The sequence below is a fragment of the Catelliglobosispora koreensis DSM 44566 genome, assembly GCF_000379685.1.
Taxonomy (GTDB): Bacteria; Actinomycetota; Actinomycetes; order Mycobacteriales; family Micromonosporaceae; genus Catelliglobosispora; species Catelliglobosispora koreensis.
Map to the genome: position 1 here is coordinate 353,923 of NZ_KB903283.1, position 17,617 is coordinate 371,539.

At 64.0% G+C, this 17,617-nt stretch carries 15 protein-coding genes; 7 read left to right on the plus strand and 8 right to left on the minus strand.

From position 1 onward, the window contains the following. Window positions 1–44: 44 nt before the first annotated feature. Window positions 45–473 (minus strand): DUF4383 domain-containing protein, encoded by a 429-nt coding sequence (locus A3E1_RS0127310; protein WP_020523976.1) that lies wholly within the window; start codon window positions 471–473, stop codon window positions 45–47. A 126-nt stretch (window positions 474–599) separates the two neighbouring features. Between A3E1_RS0127310 and A3E1_RS0127315 the strand changes: the two genes are divergently transcribed. The 3 genes from A3E1_RS0127315 (at window position 600) to A3E1_RS48045 (ending at window position 4,676) form a co-directional block, all read left to right on the plus strand. Then, a complete protein-coding gene (locus A3E1_RS0127315; protein WP_211215998.1) occupies window positions 600–2,162 on the plus strand; it encodes a family 10 glycosylhydrolase in 1,563 nt (520 codons plus the stop codon). A 164-nt stretch (window positions 2,163–2,326) separates the two neighbouring features. Beyond that, window positions 2,327–3,520 (plus strand): threonine--tRNA ligase, encoded by a 1,194-nt coding sequence (gene thrS / locus A3E1_RS0127320; protein WP_020523978.1) that lies wholly within the window; start codon window positions 2,327–2,329, stop codon window positions 3,518–3,520. A 91-nt stretch (window positions 3,521–3,611) separates the two neighbouring features. After that, a complete protein-coding gene (locus A3E1_RS48045; RefSeq protein WP_020523979.1) occupies window positions 3,612–4,676 on the plus strand; it encodes an N-acetylmuramoyl-L-alanine amidase in 1,065 nt (354 codons plus the stop codon). A gap of 42 nt (window positions 4,677–4,718) precedes the next feature. Here the strand turns inward: A3E1_RS48045 and ligD are convergent, their stop codons facing one another. Next, a complete protein-coding gene (gene ligD, locus A3E1_RS42325) occupies window positions 4,719–6,155 on the minus strand; it encodes a DNA polymerase domain-containing protein (RefSeq protein WP_245571394.1) in 1,437 nt (478 codons plus the stop codon). 59 nt (window positions 6,156–6,214) lie between these two features. Between ligD and A3E1_RS42330 the strand changes: the two genes are divergently transcribed. Then, window positions 6,215–7,315, plus strand: a complete 1,101-nt coding sequence (locus A3E1_RS42330) for an FG-GAP repeat domain-containing protein (RefSeq protein ID WP_169454448.1) — start codon at window positions 6,215–6,217, stop codon at window positions 7,313–7,315. A gap of 9 nt (window positions 7,316–7,324) precedes the next feature. Here A3E1_RS42330 and A3E1_RS0127340 read toward each other — a convergent pair whose 3' ends face one another. From A3E1_RS0127340 to A3E1_RS0127350, 3 genes are read right to left on the minus strand one after another with little or no spacing between them, the layout of a single operon-like run. After that, a complete protein-coding gene (locus A3E1_RS0127340) occupies window positions 7,325–8,005 on the minus strand; it encodes a DUF2786 domain-containing protein (protein ID WP_020523982.1) in 681 nt (226 codons plus the stop codon). Beyond that, on the minus strand, window positions 8,005–9,357 hold the full coding sequence (locus A3E1_RS0127345; protein WP_020523983.1) for an MFS transporter: 1,353 nt from the start codon (window positions 9,355–9,357) through the stop codon (window positions 8,005–8,007). Before A3E1_RS0127345 ends, A3E1_RS0127340 begins: the two co-directional genes overlap by 1 nt. A 42-nt stretch (window positions 9,358–9,399) precedes the next feature. Further along, window positions 9,400–9,969, minus strand: a complete 570-nt coding sequence (locus A3E1_RS0127350; RefSeq protein WP_245571396.1) for a TetR/AcrR family transcriptional regulator — start codon at window positions 9,967–9,969, stop codon at window positions 9,400–9,402. A gap of 164 nt (window positions 9,970–10,133) precedes the next feature. Here A3E1_RS0127350 and A3E1_RS0127355 point away from each other — a divergent pair, with 164 nt between their 5' ends. Further along, window positions 10,134–12,305, plus strand: a complete 2,172-nt coding sequence (locus tag A3E1_RS0127355) for an MMPL family transporter (protein WP_020523985.1) — start codon at window positions 10,134–10,136, stop codon at window positions 12,303–12,305. Here the strand turns inward: A3E1_RS0127355 and A3E1_RS42335 are convergent. Further along, on the minus strand, window positions 12,298–12,990 hold the full coding sequence (locus A3E1_RS42335; RefSeq protein WP_020523986.1) for a hypothetical protein: 693 nt from the start codon (window positions 12,988–12,990) through the stop codon (window positions 12,298–12,300). The two genes, A3E1_RS0127355 and A3E1_RS42335, sit on opposite strands and share 8 nt — an antisense overlap. An 88-nt stretch (window positions 12,991–13,078) precedes the next feature. Here A3E1_RS42335 and A3E1_RS46695 point away from each other — a divergent pair, with 88 nt between their 5' ends. Then, a complete protein-coding gene (locus tag A3E1_RS46695; RefSeq protein ID WP_020523987.1) occupies window positions 13,079–14,770 on the plus strand; it encodes a DUF2637 domain-containing protein in 1,692 nt (563 codons plus the stop codon). 10 nt (window positions 14,771–14,780) lie between these two features. Next, window positions 14,781–15,935 carry a glycoside hydrolase family 3 protein gene (locus A3E1_RS0127370; RefSeq protein WP_245571398.1) on the plus strand — a complete coding sequence of 385 codons (1,155 nt, stop codon included), beginning with the start codon at window positions 14,781–14,783 and terminating at the stop codon, window positions 15,933–15,935. On the opposite strand, the gene A3E1_RS42340 is transcribed toward A3E1_RS0127370, so the two are convergent. Together A3E1_RS42340 and A3E1_RS0127380 are read right to left on the minus strand one after the other, a co-directional pair. Continuing rightward, the gene (locus tag A3E1_RS42340; RefSeq protein ID WP_020523989.1) at window positions 15,874–17,139 is read right to left on the minus strand and encodes a TMEM143 family protein; all 1,266 of its coding nucleotides are present in this window, start codon (window positions 17,137–17,139) and stop codon (window positions 15,874–15,876) included. The genes A3E1_RS0127370 and A3E1_RS42340 overlap by 62 nt on opposite strands. A gap of 10 nt (window positions 17,140–17,149) precedes the next feature. Further along, window positions 17,150–17,569 (minus strand): VOC family protein, encoded by a 420-nt coding sequence (locus A3E1_RS0127380; RefSeq protein WP_020523990.1) that lies wholly within the window; start codon window positions 17,567–17,569, stop codon window positions 17,150–17,152. Window positions 17,570–17,617 lie beyond the last annotated feature (48 nt).

Here is a 17,617-nt window from a genome sequence, read left to right on the forward strand (position 1 = left end):
GTGTTGGAGGGTAGCAATACTGTAAGCCAGATTTCTAGAACAGGTTACAATTCTGATTCCACGGTGACCCGGTTGTTCAGGCCAATCCCCAAGCCGATCATGCCGAAGCAGAAGACCAAGTGGAGCCAGTTGTCCGCCGTGTTGACAGGGACGATGTTGGCCACGCTGTCGTGATCGATGACGATGCCGTAGACCCAGACTCCTAAGTAGATCAGACCGCAGCCGATCAGGTAAGACCGCGCGGCCTTGCGTGCCAGTAGCAGACCGGCGACGCCGAAAGCCAGGTGTATCAGATTGTGCAGCACCGAAACCTGGAAGATGCCGAGCAGCCGTGCTTGCGAGTGGTGTCCAGCGAACGTGAGGTCGTCGAAGTTCGCCGTCACGCCCGGTACGAAGCCTAGCGCCCCGATCAGCAGGAAGAAAAGCCCGACGGACAGGGCCGCGATATGCAGGGCTTTGGTCTCGGGTCGCATGTTGTCCGACAGTACGTCCGCTATAGCGCCAGTCAAGGGGCTATGTGGACAGAACCGCAGCGCGCACTGTAGGTTACCTTCGCGCTTAGCTATGTCAGTGTAGCTATTCTTCAAGCGGAGGCCGCCTTGATAAGACGAACACTGGCCGCCCTGGTCACGTTAGCGCTGGCGGCAGGAGTCAGCGCCGCCGCTCCCGCGACCGCGGCGGCACCACTACCATCACAATGGCGTGGCTATTGGGTGGACGCGTTCAACGAGGGCGTCTACACGCCAGCACAGGTAACGAAACTCGTGCAGGACGCCCAAAAGATCAAAGCGAACGCTCTCATCGTGCAGATCGCACGGCGGTACGACTGCTTCTGCAACCGTGCGCTTTACCCGCGCACGGACGCGGCTATCGCACCATTGCCCTACGACCCGCTCGACGAGGTGATCGCGCAGGGACACGCCGCCGGCATGCAGGTCCACGCGTGGGTGAACGTCAACACGATGTGGAACTCGGCGACACCGCACTCGTCACCAGAGCACGTGTTCAACAAGCACGGGCTCAACGCGACGGGCGCGGACCGGTGGCTGAACAAGCGCGCCGACGGTCTGGAACGTATGGGCAACAACGCCTATATGGACCCGGCCAACCCCGGTGCGGTGAACTACATCGTGCAGGCGATCCAAAGCATCATGCGTGAATACGATGTGGACGGTATCAACCTCGACTACGTCCGTTACCCGGATTTCAACTCCACGACGACGCACAGCGACTGGGGCTACAGCGAAACCTCACTCGCGCGCTTCCACGCGGCGACCGGGCGAACGGATGTGCCCGCTGCTTCCGATCCACAATTTTCGGACTGGCGGCGTACCCAAATGACGAACTTGGTCCGCAAGATTTATCTGGGTATGTGGGAAGTGGACCCGCGGGCGAGGCTGTCGATGGACGGCATCACCTATAGCTATGGTCCGCAAACCATGGGCGGCTGGGAGAAGACCCGGCCTTACGCCGAGGTGCTGCAGGACTGGAAAGGCTGGCAAGCCGAGGGGATCATGGACACGGTCGTGGCCATGAACTACAAGCGCAACTGGATGCCAGACCAGAAGCAGATGTTCGACGAGTGGACCGAAGTGCTCGCGGACTGGCAGGGGGAGCGGCAGGCCGTCGTTGGGCCCGCGCTTTACCTCAACGACATCCCCGACAGCGTGACTCAGGTGCGGACGGCCTTGGCGCCAACCGCGGCGGGAAACACTGTCGCGGGCTGGAGTGGTTACTCCTACGCCAATCCCACGAGGGCTGGGGTAGGGCAGAGTGCCGCGGTGCGCGACGCGGAGCGGGATCTGCTGGTTCAGGCACTGACGCAGGGACCGGATGCTCCGTTCGCCAACGAGGTAGCCGTGCCTTCGATGCCGTGGAAGTACACGCCATCGGAGGGACACGTGGCCGGCCGGGTGACCTTGCGCGATGGCACCCCGCTCGACCAGATCAAGGTGACGTTGCAACCGCTCACCACGGGCGGGTCGGCCGTGAGCCGTCTCGCCGACGGTGACGGATGGTTTGGCTTCGTGCACCTGGACCCGGGCTTCTACCTGGTGCAGATCGAGCTTCCCAACGGGACGGTCGGCAGGCCGGTGGCGGTGGCCAGGGTCACGGCAGGTGGCGTCGCGAAAACCGATTTCACCCAGCTGATCAGGCTGTAAGCTAGGACCATGCTGCAGGTTAAAGCCACGACGACGCCGGTATCCCCGGCGCGATCATGCTGACCTGCAAGCGTTAGTCATCATGCGGCTCCGGGTTCATCCCGGGGCCGCATTCTTTCTGCCCTCCTGATGAGCCCAGCCGCTTATCCCAGGGAGAGAGCATCATGGTTGATCACCGCAAACTCGGGCGCGAACTTGAGCTGTTCCACAGCGATCCGCTGATCGGTGCTGGCTTGCCCGTGTGGCTGCCCGCCGGGGCGGCCGCCAGACACGCCGTAGAGGAGTATCTGCGTGAGCAAGAACGCCTCGCCGGTTATGAGCACGTGTATTCCCCGCCTATGGCCAAACGCGAGCTATTCGAACGCTCAGGGCACTTGGCGAAGTTTGGCGACGATATGTTTCCCGGCATGCCCGATGGCGACAGCGAGCTGATGCTCAGACCGAGCCTGTGCCCGCAACATGCCCTCGTCTTCGCCGCGAGGGGACGCTCCTATCGCGACCTTCCGTTGCGGATCGCGGAACTGGGCGGCATGTACCGGGCGGAACGCTCCGGTGTGGTCGGTGGGCTAAGCCGGGTGCGCTCGATTTGGCTTAACGACGCGCATATCTTCTGTGCGCTGGATCAAGTGGGCGATGAGGTGGCCGCGGTATTAAGGCTGATGCGCCGTGTGCACGCCGCGCTCGGCTTGGTCCCGTACAGGTTCCGGCTATCGCTGCGGGGGCAGAGCATTCTTGGCAGTCCCGCGGACTGGGACCGCGCGGAAGACTTTCTGCGCCAAGCACTTGTCGCCGAAGGCATCGACTATTACGAAGCGCCCGGCGAGGCGGCGTTCTACGGTCCGAAGATCGATGTGCAGATGCTTGACTCGGCTGGCCGTGAGTGGAGCCTCGCGACCGTCCAAATTGACTTCGCCCAGCCTGAGCGGTTTGGCCTGGAATATGTTGACGCGCAAGGCAACCGGCAACGGCCCGTCATGGTTCACCGCAGTCTCGCCGGCAGCATGGAGCGGCTGTTCGCCATGCTGATCGAAATACACGAAGGGGCGTTTCCCGCTTGGTACGCCCCGGTCCAGCTAGCGATCGCTCCGGTTGGCGAGGCGCAACACGACTATGCCTATGAATTCGCGGCCTCGGCGCGCCGGGCAGGGCTGCGTGTTGACCTGCTGGCGGACGGTTCGGTCGGGTTGCGCGTGCGTGAGGCGATCCAGCGAAAGATTCCCTACGCCGCCGTCATCGGAGCCCGGGAAGTTAGTAGTGGCAACGTTTCTTTGCGCCGGCGTGATGGCAGTGAGTTACCGCCTCAAAGCAGAGAGGAAGCGATCGGGGAGATCCTGCGGAAGAAACCTTCAAATGAATGACACAACTTCGCAAAGCATCTTCAGTGATTCTTTGACATTAGTTATAGTCGCGCCGTGAACCCTTAACACATCCCCCACGTGAGAGGTACACATGGTCAATCACCCCTTGGCCCGGCGGCGCACCCTTCTTGCCGCCGCGGCCGGAGCCGCTATCTCCCCATGGGCGGTATCGGGCGTAGCGAACGCTGCTCCTCCGAAGATCTACATTGACCCCGGTCACGGCGGCACCGATCCCGGTGCCGTCGCCAATGGCCTGCAGGAAAAGACGTTGACCCTCAACATCGCTTTGCAGGTACGCAACATTCTGCAAGCGAACTACGACGTCGACATCCGCATGTCGCGCACCACCGACATCACCCGCAGCCTCGACTACCGCACCAATGACGCCAACGCCTGGGGAGCTGCGATCTTCGTCAGTGTCCACATCAACTCCGGTGGTGGCACGGGCTTCGAGAGCTACCGTTACCCGACGGCGGACACGGCGACGGTCAACCTGCACAACGCGTTGCACTCGAAGATCATCACGAGTATGCGGACGGTCGGTTCGGTGACGGACCGGGGTAAGAAGACCGCGAACTTCCACGTGCTGCGTGAGTCGAACATGCCCGCTGTGCTCACGGAAAACCTGTTCATCGACACCACCGCTGACGCGAATCTGCTCAAGAACGCCAGCTTCCTGACGGCCACCGCCAATGGGCACGCTCAGGGCATCGCGCAGTACCTGGGGCTCAGCGCGCCGCCGCCGACGTATACGTCCACTGTGGACAACGCCACGGCGGGCCGCTTCACCGCCAGTGCCAACTGGGGCACGTCCACGTTCTCGGCGCAGCGTCACGGCGCCGACTACCGGTTCGCCAACCCAGTGCTGGCAAGCGATGCGGCCTGGTTCAAGGTGAACATTCCCAGCGCGGGCAACTACCGCGTGGACGTGTGGCACCCGGCCGACGCTGGCTACTGCAGCTCCGCGCCGCACATCATCGCCACCGCCAGCGGCAATCAGACCGTCCACGTCGACCAGCGCAGCGGCGGTGGCGCCTGGAAGTCGCTAGGCACCTTCAGTCTCGCCGCCGGTGACCGTGACCTCGTCGGCGTGAGCCGCTGGACGAGCGCCACGGGTTACGTCATCGCCGACGCGGTGCGGGTGACTCGCGTTTAAGGCGACGCCATGATGATGCGCGGGTCGTGCTCCCGCGCATCATCACGTCAGCTTCGGCAGCCGCTGCGTGTGCTTGAGGACATCGCGGAACGGATCGCCTTTGACAGCAAGACGTTGCGGCACGGTATGGATCGTGAATCCGTCCGGGCGCAGCTCGGGATCGTCGAGCTCGTCCCAGGCGATCGGCACGGAAACCGGAGCGCCCGCAGCGGGACGTGTGCTGTAGGGCGCGACAAGGGTCTTGTTGATCGCGTTTTGCGTGTAATCAAGGCGTGCCAAGCCCGCGCGGTCGCTCTTTTGCCACTTCCAGCTCACCAGCTCGGGGACGACCGCACCGATGTTTTTGGACAGTTGCTCCACCCACGCTCTTGTTTCCTCGAAGCTAGGGCCGGGCTTTATGGGTACCCATATTTGAATGCCGCGGCGGCCGGTCACCTTGGCACAGGCTTTGAGCCGCAGATGCTCGAAAGCCGTGCGGTGCAACCGCGCCAGCACGAGCAAGTCCTCCCACGAGGTCTTACCCCCAGGATCAAGATCTATGAGGGCGTACGAGGGAAGGCGCGGCTCTGAGATTTCCGAAGTCCACGGATGCCATTCCAGGGCACCAAAGTTGGCCGCCCACACGAGCGCGGCAGGCTCATTGACGACGAGATAAGTGCGCGTCTCTCCCGGATCGGCTTCAGGATTGTCCCACCGGCCGACCCAGTCCGGCGCGTGATCGGGCAACTGCTTATGCCAGAACCCTTTGGTGTCAGCACCATTGGGGAAACGATGCAGATTCAGCGCTCGGTTGGCCAGATAAGGCGTGAGCGCGGGTGCGATCTGAGCGGTGTAACGCAGGAACTCCCGTTTGGTGACTGGCTTTTCCCCGCGCCGGGCCGGAAACAGCACCTTGTCCAAATTGGTCACGCGCAGTTCGCGGCCGAAGATGTGCCACTTACCGTTGGCACGAAAGGAATCCAGCTCGGCGAACTCCTCTTCGTGCTCGGAATCCCAAATGCGGGCCGGATTCGCCTTGACCTCATCGTTGGTGCGGTCGCTAAGCACCGAACGCGGATAGTCCTCGGGGTCCCATCCGTCCACCGCGAACTCGTCGTTCTTGTGGAACATCAGCCAGTCCTTCTCGCTGCGCGTGCGCACGAGCACGAACCGGCCCTGTAACTTCTCGCCCGACAGATCGACGTGGATCTCGCCGTTGGCGACCGCCTCGCCCGGGTCGGGTTCCTTCGCCTCGTAGGTGCCCACATCCCAGACGATGACGTCACCGGCACCGTACTGACCCGACGGGATGACTCCCTCGAAGTCGAAATAGCTCAGGGGGTGATCCTCCACTTTGAAGGCGGCCCGCCGTGCCTTCGCGTCGAGCGTCGGGCCCTTCGGCACCGCCCAGCTCACGAGCACGCCGTCCATCTCCAGGCGAAAGTCGTAGTGCAGCCGGCGTGCCCGGTGCCGCTGAACCACGAACCGCCTAGGTTTCACCCTTTCGTTATACCCACGGTGGAAGCCGATTATGGGCTAACTGCCGTATGGTTCATCGCGTGAAGAAGGCGGCTGTGCTGACGTGTGCGCTGCTCGCCGCAGGTGTGGCCGCGTTTGGGCTGGCGTCACAGGGCATGTCCCACCTGTTCGGGCCGACGCCCGAGCCGCCGGGCACCTTCGCCTATGAAGAGGTGATTGTCGATCCGGCGACGGAGCCGCAGCCGTGGATGAAGGCGGCCGGCGACCTCAACGGCGACGGCCGGATGGACCTCATCGTCTCGGGGCGCAACGGGCCTGTCGTCTGGTACGAGAATCCGCATTGGACCCGGCACGTCATCGCCGAAACCGCGCTCAGTGAGAGCGGCAGCGCCGCCGCTGACCTCGACAACGACGGCGATGTCGACGTGATCATCGGCGTCACCTGGTACGAGAACGGCGCCTCCTGGGCTCCGCACGCCCTTTTCGCTGGCAACCTCAACATGACCCACGACGTCGTCGTCGCCGACCTCAACGACGACGGCAGGCTTGATATCGCCATGCGCGGCGAATCGCACAGCACGGTATATGTCTACCTTCAGGACAACCCAGCTAAGTGGACGTTGTTCACCGTCGACCCGGAAATCGGCCTCAACGGGCTAGAGGTCGCTGACGTTGACGGCGATGGGCTGCAAGACCTCATCGTCGGCGGCCGCTGGATGCGCAACCCCGGCGGCGACATCGCGAACGCGACATGGCCGGTGCACAAGTTCGCCGACTGGGCCGGTTACGCGGCGGTCAAGTTCTCACACGCCGACATCGTGCTTTCCGTTTCTGAGGAGCCGGGAAAGCTGTCGTGGTTCACCGGTCCATCGTGGACAGAGACTGTCGTCGACACCGGCCTGGATTCCGTGCACGGCTTCATCCTCACCGACATCGACCGTGACGGCAGTGTCGACATCGTGGCTTCTGAGTACCGTGGCCAGGGCCGGTTTCTCATCTACCGGCAGACCGCCCCGTTGTCTTTCACCCCAACGGTTCTGGGCACCCAGAAGCTGCACAACATTCAGATGGCCGACATGAACGGTGACTGCCGGCCTGACTTCTTCGGCGCTTTCTCGCTCAGCGACACGGCCCCACTGGTCCTCTACCGCAGCAAAGGCCGTTCCGTCTGCGCCCGTTAACCGTTTAGGTCAGGCACGGGTAATGCGGGTGCCGCCGAGATCAGCGTTATGGCCGGCCGCGGCTCCGGCGTCGTAACCAGATCTCGACTGCCCGCTGGATCGCTTGCGAACCTTCAGATATGGATATTGCTCGGAGATCCGTTGTTCGATCTGGTCACCGCGATCGGCCAGGACGAGGGCGACGGAGACCCCGGTTGGAGCGGCCGCCTCGGCCTCGGCTTGGCGAGCGGCCTGATACAGCCTAGTGCTGACGGCGGAGGTAAAGCCGGCGATCCAGCTGTGCCTGAAGGCGCGCAACCCTTCCCGGGCTGGACGCGGCGCGCGGGCCAGCCCGGTGTAGATCTGCACGAGCAGCGAGGTGAAGAGATATTCCACGCGTTCGCAATCGCCCGCATAGCCGAACAGGTGGAACTTGTCGCCGATGGTGATCGTGCGGCAGCCGAGGTGACTGGCGACGATGTGAGCGAGGGTTTGCTTGCCCGAAATATAAGGCGGGGAAACGGTTATCACCCGGTCGACGATGGTTTGCCGATGCGGCAGGGAAGCGGCGAGCAGCGCTTCTTCGACGCCGTATTTCGCCATCAACTCCATCGCCTTGGCGGTTAGCGCCTCGGCTTCGTCTGGAAACTCCGTGCTCTCGGCCTTCGCCAGCAGACTTCTGACGCGTGAGAGCCATCGCTCGTCTGTCATCAGTCGAGCTTGGACTTGGCCAGAGCGCTTGGAGCAGGCTGATCGCTCGTCGCGTCGGCGAGCTCGGCGGCTTGCTCCTCGGGCACGAGGTCGAGCGGATGGGCCAGCTCGTCTTTGGGCATCTTCGCCAGCACGATGGCCAGCACGGCGATCAGTGTCGGCAGGGCGCCCGCGAGAACGAAAGTCGTGCTGACACCAATCGCGAGACTGACCGGGCCGGCGATCGCCATCGAGACGGGCATGAAGGCCAGCGAGACGAAGAAGTCCAAACTCGACACCCGGCCGAGCATGTGCGCGGGCACACGGCGCTGAAGCAGTGTGCCCCAGATGACCATCGGGGCGGAAAAGCAAATGCCCACGACGAAAACCGCGGCCGCGATGACCCAGACCTCGCTCGCGAAACCGACGAGCACCAGGGGCAGGCAGCCCGCGCCCCAGAACAGGTTCATGATGGTCAGGTAGCGCCGTGGCATCCGGAACGACGCCATGCCTAGTGAGCCAATCGCGCCGCCGATGCCGAACGCGGCCATCACCATGGCGTGCTCGCCGGGACCGCCGCCCGCCCGGTCCTTAACCGCGAAGGGCACCAGCACCTCGATCGGGCCCATGATGAGCAGGATGAGCACCGAGGCGAACAGTAACGTCGCGAGCAGCCAAGGTGTCCGGATCATGTAGACGAACCCATCACGCAAGTCGATGAGCGTGCTGCGCACGGGATGCAAGTCGCTGGGCGCACGGTCGCCACGCAGCGGCACCGGCTTGAGCACGAGCAAGAACAAGACGCCCGCTAGCTCAAGCGCCGCCGCGACCACGATGGCCCACGCGGGTGAAGTCGCGGCGATCATCGCGCTGGCGAGAGCCGGGCCGGCCGCCTGCATCACGGTGGGGCGCAGCATGCCCTCAACACCGTTGGCGGCCATCAGCTCTTCGGCGGGAAGGATCGAGGGCAGCAAGGCCGAGTAGGCGGGATAGGTGAAGCCGTTGCCGACGCCGATCACGAGCCCGGCGACCACCAGTTGCCACAACTTCACCGAGCCGGCGACCGCTAGCGCGGCGATGAACGCGACGGTCAGCGTGCGGGACGCGGCGACGACGAGCAGGATGTTGCGCTGGGGGATGCGGTCGGCCAGCACACCGCCGAGCAAAGTGGACGCCAGCATGCCTGCCGCCGTGGCGGCCGCGACGACCGAGAGCTGTGCCGGGCCGCCGCCCATAGCGATGATCTGCCAGACGAGAGCGATCAGCCAGACACCAGCGGCGAATAGGGACATGATGACGGAACTGATGAGAAGCCGGTATTGCCCGCGGAGGAAGGGACGCAACGGTCCCCGGAAAACGCTCCGATCACCCATGCCCTGAACCCTATAAAAGCGGTCTGACAAACTCCGCTTCTTTTACGGCGCCACGGTGAGGCGGCGAGGCCGCAGGCCGAGGAGCCGCCGGCACGACGTGAGCAACTGTTCGCGCAAGGTGTCATCGTCGACGTGGGTGAGCAGAGGCGACGACGCGGTGCAGGCGATGCCGCTCAGCACGAGACTGGCGTTGATCTCGCCGCCGGGGCTGGGCTCATTTCCCGCGAGCAGGGAAAGTGGCTTGCCGAACAGCTCAACGATGTCCGGGTGCGTGCCCAGGGCGTGGTTCACGCCCGGGTCCATCCCGATCATGGCGATGAGCTTGCGGTGACGGACCGCCATGTCGACGAAGCCGGTTAGCAGCACGTCCATGCGGGCACTTGGCGTGCGCTGGGCTTCGGCCTTGTCGATGAGCTCGCGCAGCTCCAGCAGCGCTGGCTGCACGACCGCGGTCAGGATGTCGTCGCGCGTGCGGAAATGGTGGTAGACCGCCGCTTTGGTCACTCCGAGGTGGTCAGCGATCATCTGCAATGAGGTGCCCGCGAAGCTGTGCATCGCAAACAGCCGCAGCGCCGCGTTGAGCAGACGCTCACGGGTATTCGCCTCGCTCACGGCCGGGACTCCCTTCATCGCGAGATCAAGGTGAACTCTAGGTCATAAGTCAAGCTAGCCGAACGGCAAGTGATGAACTTTACGTTCGGCTAGTTTTAGCCTTGCCGATCGGCTAGCTTCAGAAGCGTTGCACTTCACCCTTCTGCACCCTGGGAGCCCACGTCATGGCGACGTTCCTCTATCGCATCGGCCGCTTTTCCTTCCGTCGGCGATGGCTTGTCGCTGGCGTTTGGGCGGCCATTATTGTCGCGCTCGGCGTGAGCGCCGCCACATTCGCCGGTAAGACTTCCAACGACTTCTCGATCCCGGGCACCGAAGCCCAGCAGGCGATCGATGACCTCAGCGACCGGTTCCCGCAGGCCAACGCCGGTGGCGCCACGGCACGGATCGTTTTCGCCGCGCCCGAGGGCAAGACCGTGATGGATCCCGCGAGCCAGGCGGCTATCGCCCAGGTGGTGCAAGCAGCAGCCAAGGCGCCCGAGGTCAACTCGGTTCTCGACCCGTTCACGGCAAAGACCATCTCCCCGGACGGGAAGTACGCCTTCGCTCAGGTCAGCTACACCATCCAGGGACCCGAACTAACTGAGGAAGACCGCGAAGCGCTATTCGCGACCGCTGAATCCGGCCGGGCAGCCGGGCTGACCGTCGAGTTCGGCGGCGACGCCCTGCGGGCAAACCCGGAGACGGGCATCGTCGAGGTCCTCGGTATCGCGATCGCGGCGATCGTGCTCGTGATCACGCTTGGTTCCCTTATCGCGGCAGGCCTTCCGCTGCTGACCGCTCTGGTGGGTGTCGGCATTGGAACGGCAGGACTTCTCCTGGCCGCGAACTTCGCTGACATCAACGCCAACAGCCTCATCCTGGCCCTGATGCTGGGCATCGCGGTCGGCATCGACTACGCCCTGTTCATCGTGACGCGCTACCGCCATGAAATGCGGCTCACCAAGGACGGTGCCGAGGCCGCTGGCCGTGCCGTCGGGACCGCTGGCTCAGCGGTGGTGTTCGCTGGCCTGACCGTCATCATCGCCTTGGCCGCCCTCACCGTGGTTGGCATTCCGATGCTGGGCTCCATGGGCTTGTCCGCAGCGGCCGCGGTCGCGGTGTCCGTGCTCGTCGCTTTGACGCTCCTGCCTGCCCTGCTCGGTTTCGCGGGTAAGAAGGTCGCGCTGGGACGGTCCACTCCGGACCCGGAGTCCGACTCGGGACCGACGCCGATGGGAGAGCGCTGGGCTCGCCTGGTCGTTCGCTTCCGGTGGCCCGTGCTGATCCTGTCTCTAGTGGGTCTCGGAGCCCTCGCCATCCCAGCGGCGGACCTGCGTCTCGGTTTGCCCGATGACGGCATGGCCGCTGTGGACACCACGCAGCGCAAGGCTTATGACATGCTCAGCGCCGGGTTCGGGCCGGGCTTCAACGGTCCGCTCACGCTGGTCGTCGACGCTCAGGGCAAGAACCCGCAAGAGGTCATCGGCCAGGCGACAGCCACGATCCAGTCCATTAAGGACGTCGCTTACGTCAGCCCGATCGGCGTCAGCCCCGACGGTGGAACCGTTCTGCTCGCGGTCATCCCGGCTCAGGGCCCGAATGACGAGTCGACAACCGAGCTGGTGCACGCCATCCGCGACCACGCCGGCCTCGGCAACGTCTCGGTGACCGGCCCGACCGCGCTGAACATCGACATCTCGCAGACCCTTAACGACGCGATGGTGCCCTACCTGCTTGTCGTCGTTGGGCTCGCGTTCCTGTTGCTGATCCTCGTGTTCCGGTCGATCCTCGTGCCGCTCAAGGCGACCCTGGGCTTCCTGCTCAGCGTCGCGGCGACCTTCGGCGCGGTGGTGGCCGTGTTCCAGTGGGGCTGGCTCTCGGATGTGTTCGGTGTCAAGGAAACCGGGCCCATCATGAGCATGCTGCCGGTGTTGCTGATCGGCATCCTGTTCGGCTTGGCCATGGACTACCAGGTGTTCCTGGTGACTCGCATGCGCGAGGAATTCGTGCACGGCATGCCGGCTCAGCGGGCCGTCATCAGTGGATTCCGGCACGGGGCACGGGTGGTGACAGCCGCCGCGATCATCATGATCAGTGTGTTCGGCGGGTTCGTCTTCTCCGGTGAGCCGCTCATCCAGTCGATCGGGTTCGCGCTGGCCTTCGGTGTGCTGGTGGACGCCTTCATCGTCCGCATGACGATCATCCCGGCGGTCATGTCGCTATTGGACAAAGCCGCCTGGTGGCTGCCGCGCTGGCTGGGCAAGATCCTGCCCAACGTGGACGTCGAGGGCGCTGGCCTCAAGACCGCCGAGCAGGAGCCCGCCGAGGAGAAAGAACTGGTGGGAGTCAGCTGACCGCACGGTGGCCGAAGCCGAGAATCCGCGTGATGCAGCACGGGCCACTGACGGCATAAGGAAACTCCAGCCGGGCCAGATCGGTGTCATTGACCCGAACGATCAGCCCGTACCTGTCGAGGCGCACCGCTTTCAGGTGCGCCTCTGGCATTTCGGCGGCGGCCGCAATATCAGCGCGGTGATGGTCGCGAAGGTCCAGCAGAAGGCTGTGCTCGTCGGCGTGGAACGGATCCGGCGCGGCGGCGGCGAACGCCTCAGCCTCGATCTCGTCAGTGCCGTCGTCGTCGGTAAGGCGCACTTCAGCGGTCTCGATCCGGAACACATCAGCGCTCACGCCGACGTCGAGCAGCCGGTCGACGGGGTTCACACTGGCGAATTCCAGCGCGGCCTCCCGCGCGGCCGAACCGGTCAGCCTGCTGACCCAGCCGGCGATCCAGACCGTACCCAGATGGGGTGAATCGTCGAACGGTGGCACGTCTTCGATGGCGAGCACCGCCGCGAGATCGTCGGCGTCTCGCAGCGCCTGGCCGAGCTCGCTGCCGTGTGACGCGAGGATGAGGATGTCACCGCGTCCGTCGACCGCGTGGACAGTCTGCAGGCCATCGGGCTTGTCAGCGACGCGAACCGTCCCGGCGAGCCGCCCCGTGGCGAGCGTCCGGGCGATTTCGGCGGGAGTCAGTGGCACGGTGTCCTCCAAAGTTAGGTAAGGGTAACCTAACTTACGATGAGGCCCCCGGCAAGCGAGATCGAGTAGCGCACCGGAAAATAGGCGCATGAGCTTGGATCTGCTTACCAGCGGGGCGGTGCCTACCTGGGTGATGGTGCTGGTCACCGGCACTCTCACGCTCAGTTTGCTGCTCGGCGTGCCCCTGGCGCGGGCCGCTGGCAAGCGGCGTGGGCGTCGCCTGGCCCATCCCGAGCTCTATCTGACAAAACGGGAAAAGGCTAAGGACACAGCGCTTTTCCTCGCCGCCCTCGTGCCATCAGTGCTGGTTTGGCTCGCTGTCATGGGCGTGTCGTTCCTCGGCCTGACCGGCTTCGCCGCCGACGTCATGCACTGGACACATTGGACGAACATGCTCGTGCCGCTCAGCTTGGACGGCATCTCGGTCAGCTTTGGCGCGTGGGCCTTCGTCGCCGTCAAGCGTGGCCGCCATCCGGGGCGTGCCTACAAGATCGTGCTAGCGGCGGCGGCGATGAGCGCCGTGCTCAACTTCGTTCACGGCCGCTCGGAGTGGTCGCTGTGGGCCGGTCTCTACTTGGCGTTCCTGTCCTTCGCGGGCATGGCCATGTTCCATGAGCTGCTGGAGCAGTTCATGGCGGCCTATGACGACGAGGTCGCGCTCAAGAGCCGCTACCCAAGGTTCGGCCAGCGCTGGTTCTACGCTCCGTTCTCGACCTTCGCCGCGCGCCGGGCCTGGATCGTCAACCCGCCCCGGGAACAGTTGCGGCCCACTGTCCGCAATGCCTTGACGCACCTGGAGGACACGCGCGAGGCGCGCCGTCAGCGGCGGCTCGGCGGGGCGATGCTCGTGCGCGAGGAACAGCAAGCGAAACTGGTCGAGATCCAGGCTCGCGGTCAGGTTAAGGCCGCGCGCAGGGGAGACTATGTGCCGCAGTTGCCAGGGCTCACTGAGTACCCGCCGCAAGAGAAGGAGCCTGAGCCCCGCGGACCGGAACTCATCGAAGAAAAGCCCACGGCCCAGGAAGTTGATGCGGTTTTCGACCGGCTCCGCCGGGAACTGTCCGATCCGGAACCAGAGCCTGAGCCAGAACCCGCGGCGCCACCACGCAAACTGGCGGCCGAATTCGTGCCGCCCACCGAACCGGCGCCCGAGCCGCAACCCGAAGCAAGCGAAGGAACCACCATCCGCACCCAGCAGATGGTCGAAGAGGATGACGACTACCCGTCGCTTCCCCTGCTGCCGGAACAGATGCGGCGCCAGCAACGCGAGCAGTACGAACCGATTCCGTTGTTCAGCGGCACTGATCAGCGGCCCACGCTGCCCGGCCGGGTGCGCCAGGCGCTGGACGCGCACGTGAGGGCAGGTGACCCACTAGACGTCGCCGACCTGACGAGCCTGGTCGTGCGGGCGCTCGGTGCGCCTGCCAACCGCGATGACGTGGCCCGTCACGTGAGCACGTGGGTCAGCGAGGTGCGCCAAGGCGACCACGGCCTGCCACAGGGCGCCCGTGCCGCGATCGTCACGCAAAAACCAGGGCACCGCCTCGAGTACCCGTTCGAACTGCTCACTCTGAAGCCGGTCACCGTGAACAAGAACGTGGTGGCCTGCCCCGACTGTGGAACCACCGCGACCTTGCAGTTCTCGGGATTCCACCCGCGGCGGCCGCTTGATGCACGCTGCGGGTGCGGCAGGCGCTGGCCGATCGTCGGCCTGGGCTCGGAGCGGGTGTGGGACGTGCTGTCCGACGAAATCGCTGCCGGGCGAGCGCAGCTGCTTTAACGTTGGCTGGGTGGAACGGCTCACGCGCCGGGGATTGCTCTCGGCCGCACTCGCGGCCGGGGTAAGCGCCTGTAGCGAAACGGCGACGCAGAATCCGAGCCCAGCGCCAGTGCCCATAGCGAGTGCTTTCGATGAAGCCGCCCTGCGCAAGAAGATCGCCAGTTTGCTCATCGTCGGATTCCGCGGTGAGCAAGTCACACCCGATGACTGGATCATGAAGGCGATAGCCGAGCAGGGCCTTGGTGGCGTGATCCTGTTTGACCGCGATCAGATCACCGGTGGCACTCGCAACATCATCTCCCCGCCGCAGGTCACGGCTCTCGTCAAGACACTGGCTGATGCCGCGCCAGGCCGCAAGCTGCTGGTCTCGATTGACCAGGAGGGCGGCCAGATCGCGCGGCTCAGCCCGCGCAACGGATTCCCGGCCACGAGGTCGGCGGCCGAGATCGGTGCCATCAATTCCCCTGATGTGACAAGGGAATGGGCCGCTGGCATCGCCGGGATGGTGGCCTCCATTGGCGCCAACGTCAACTTCACTCCGGTCGTGGACCTGGCGTCCAATCCGGACAATCCAGCGATCGCCCGGCTCGAACGCAGCTTTTCGGACAATCCCGATGTCGTGGTCGAGTGCGCGACCGAAGAGGTCCGGCAGCATCGCGAGCGCGGCGTGCGCACGTCTATCAAGCATTTCCCCGGCTTCGGCAGCGCGACCGGCAACACTGATTTCGAGGTCGTCGACATCAGCGACACCTGGCAGCGCAGTGACTTGGTGCCGTTTCAGCGCCTGATCGCCAACGGCAGCACCGACATGGTGATGGTGGCGCACTTCCTTAACCGTCAGCTTGACCCCAGCAAGCCGGTGTCGCTGTCAAAGGCCGTGGTGACCGGCTTGCTGCGCGGCGAACTCGGCTGGGACGGGGTGGTCGTGACCGACGACATGCAAGCGGTCGCCATCAAGAGCTTTGGCGATCGCGACGAGGCGGTCGCCCTCGCCTTCGAAGCAGGCGTTGACCTGCTCACTATGTGCAATCAAGAGACCTACGACCCCAACGTCGTTGAGGCGACGGTGAACCACGTCGTCGCCCTCGTCAAGTCGGGCCGGCTCACTGAAGCACAGCTTGACCGGTCCGTTGCGCGGGTAGATGCACTTCGGCCACCTCGCTAAACACCTTGCCTAGCCGCATCCGGGCCTCTGTCAGCGAAATAGCGGTCAGGCGCCCTTCGGGGTCTTCAGAAACGAGGCCGAGCTGCCGGAGCTTGCGCAAACCGTCCTCGACCTCGAAGTCGACCTGGGCATCCCAGCGGGCCGAGAACCATTGCTCGATCTGGCGGTCAAGGCCGGCCACCACCAACGGGTCTGGCGACTTGCGCAAGAAGTGGTATGCCAGAACAGCTTCGGAGACTTCGGCTTCCTCCGCGGCATCGAGCAGGTGGTGGAACACGCCAGCGTCGTTGTCCAGATTGCGGAAGTAGAGGTTCTCCGACAGGGCTTTCATGAACAGTATCTTGCGGTTCTTGAAGTTCGAGATCTGCCGCACGAGGTAGGCACCGATCGCGGCCAGTCCGATCCCGAGGGACAGGAGCGACGTCTGGTCGATGGGCACCGGCTCGCGCCGCAGGCCAAACCAGAACGCGACGAGCAATAGCAGCAAGCCAAACGACGTGATGAGCTTGGTGGCGATCATGAAGATCCCGGACACGAGAGCGGGAACGCCGATGAGCCACTTGTCGATGCGCCGCATCCGCACCTGAACGTTGGGGAACACCATCTCCAGATCGTCGCGGGGGACGTTCTGGAACAGCTTGATGATCGTCGAACCTGGGCGGAAGGGCAGCCGGTCCACGTCGGTGCCCTCGAAGTGGCTCGCGTCCTTGAACGTGGCGTAGACCAGCACACGGGCGTATTCGATAAGCGTGACAGTCCGTTTGCGGAACCCGAACAGGAACGGGATCTCGCGCGTCACCGTCCTTTCCCCACGCCGGAAGAACATCAGCCGGTCAACGGCATCGAGGTTGGCGGTCAGCCGCACCTTGAGCAGCGAGTGTTCCGTGAACGCCCGGTCGATCTCGGCCGCGTCGCCTTCGATGTAGTTGGCGGCTTTCGCCAGGGCGGCGAGCTCGGCTTCCAGCCGCTGTCTGGCCGCTGCGCGCTCGTCATCGGTGAGTGGCTTTACCGTGCGGGTGTCGGCTTCCGGGTTGAACGGATGGTAGGCATCCTTAAGCGCTTCGATCCGCTCGTGGAACCGGTGGTGCAGCACGCTGCTGAGCATGCTGGCAAAACCGAGGAACGCGTCTCGGTCTCCGGACTCCTCGGCGCACATCGCCACAATGTCCGTCTTACGGAACGGAATGAAATGCTCGCCACGCATGGGGGATACCTTACGACGTGTGGTACTCCACCAGTTCAATGAGAAGGCCAGTCGACAGCCCTAAGTAGACAAAGGCCACTTTCATTCCTTCCCGGGCACCGGCGCACGGTTCCCGGTCGATCGCAATGGCGCCTTTGCCGCGAAGACGGCTTAGTTCTTTATCGATGTCATCAACCTCGAACGCGACGTGATAGAGACCGGGACCCTGGCGATCCAGCTGGCCCTGAATTGAGGCTCCCTTTCGGACCGGGGCGACCAGTTCAATAGCGACGCCTTTCGATTGCTCAGGTGAGCCCCAAAACTCGCAGGCCACGCCGTACTTTTCGGCGATTCCGGCGTCGAATTTGGACAGTGCGAGCAACTCCATTGCTTCGCCTGCCGCCTCCATATCGACAACCGCAATTCCAATGTGGTCAATGCCCAAAATCACTAAAGACTCCTGCGGTTACTGTAAATATTCTTGACTATTGTGGATACG

Bases quoted from the DNA above. Each gene is read 5' to 3' on its own strand.
- A3E1_RS48045 (WP_020523979.1), top strand. From the start codon at position 3,612: ATGGTCAATCACCCCTTGGCCCGGCGGCGCACCCTTCTTGCCGCCGCG.
- A3E1_RS0127310 (WP_020523976.1), bottom strand. From the start codon at position 473: ATGCGACCCGAGACCAAAGCCCTGCATATCGCGGCCCTGTCCGTCGGG.
- A3E1_RS46695 (WP_020523987.1), top strand. From the start codon at position 13,079: ATGAGCTTGGATCTGCTTACCAGCGGGGCGGTGCCTACCTGGGTGATG.
- A3E1_RS0127340 (WP_020523982.1), bottom strand. From the start codon at position 8,005: ATGACAGACGAGCGATGGCTCTCACGCGTCAGAAGTCTGCTGGCGAAG.
- A3E1_RS0127345 (WP_020523983.1), bottom strand. From the start codon at position 9,357: ATGGGTGATCGGAGCGTTTTCCGGGGACCGTTGCGTCCCTTCCTCCGC.
- A3E1_RS42340 (WP_020523989.1), bottom strand. From the start codon at position 17,139: ATGCGTGGCGAGCATTTCATTCCGTTCCGTAAGACGGACATTGTGGCG.
- A3E1_RS0127355 (WP_020523985.1), top strand. From the start codon at position 10,134: ATGGCGACGTTCCTCTATCGCATCGGCCGCTTTTCCTTCCGTCGGCGA.
- thrS (WP_020523978.1), top strand. From the start codon at position 2,327: ATGGTTGATCACCGCAAACTCGGGCGCGAACTTGAGCTGTTCCACAGC.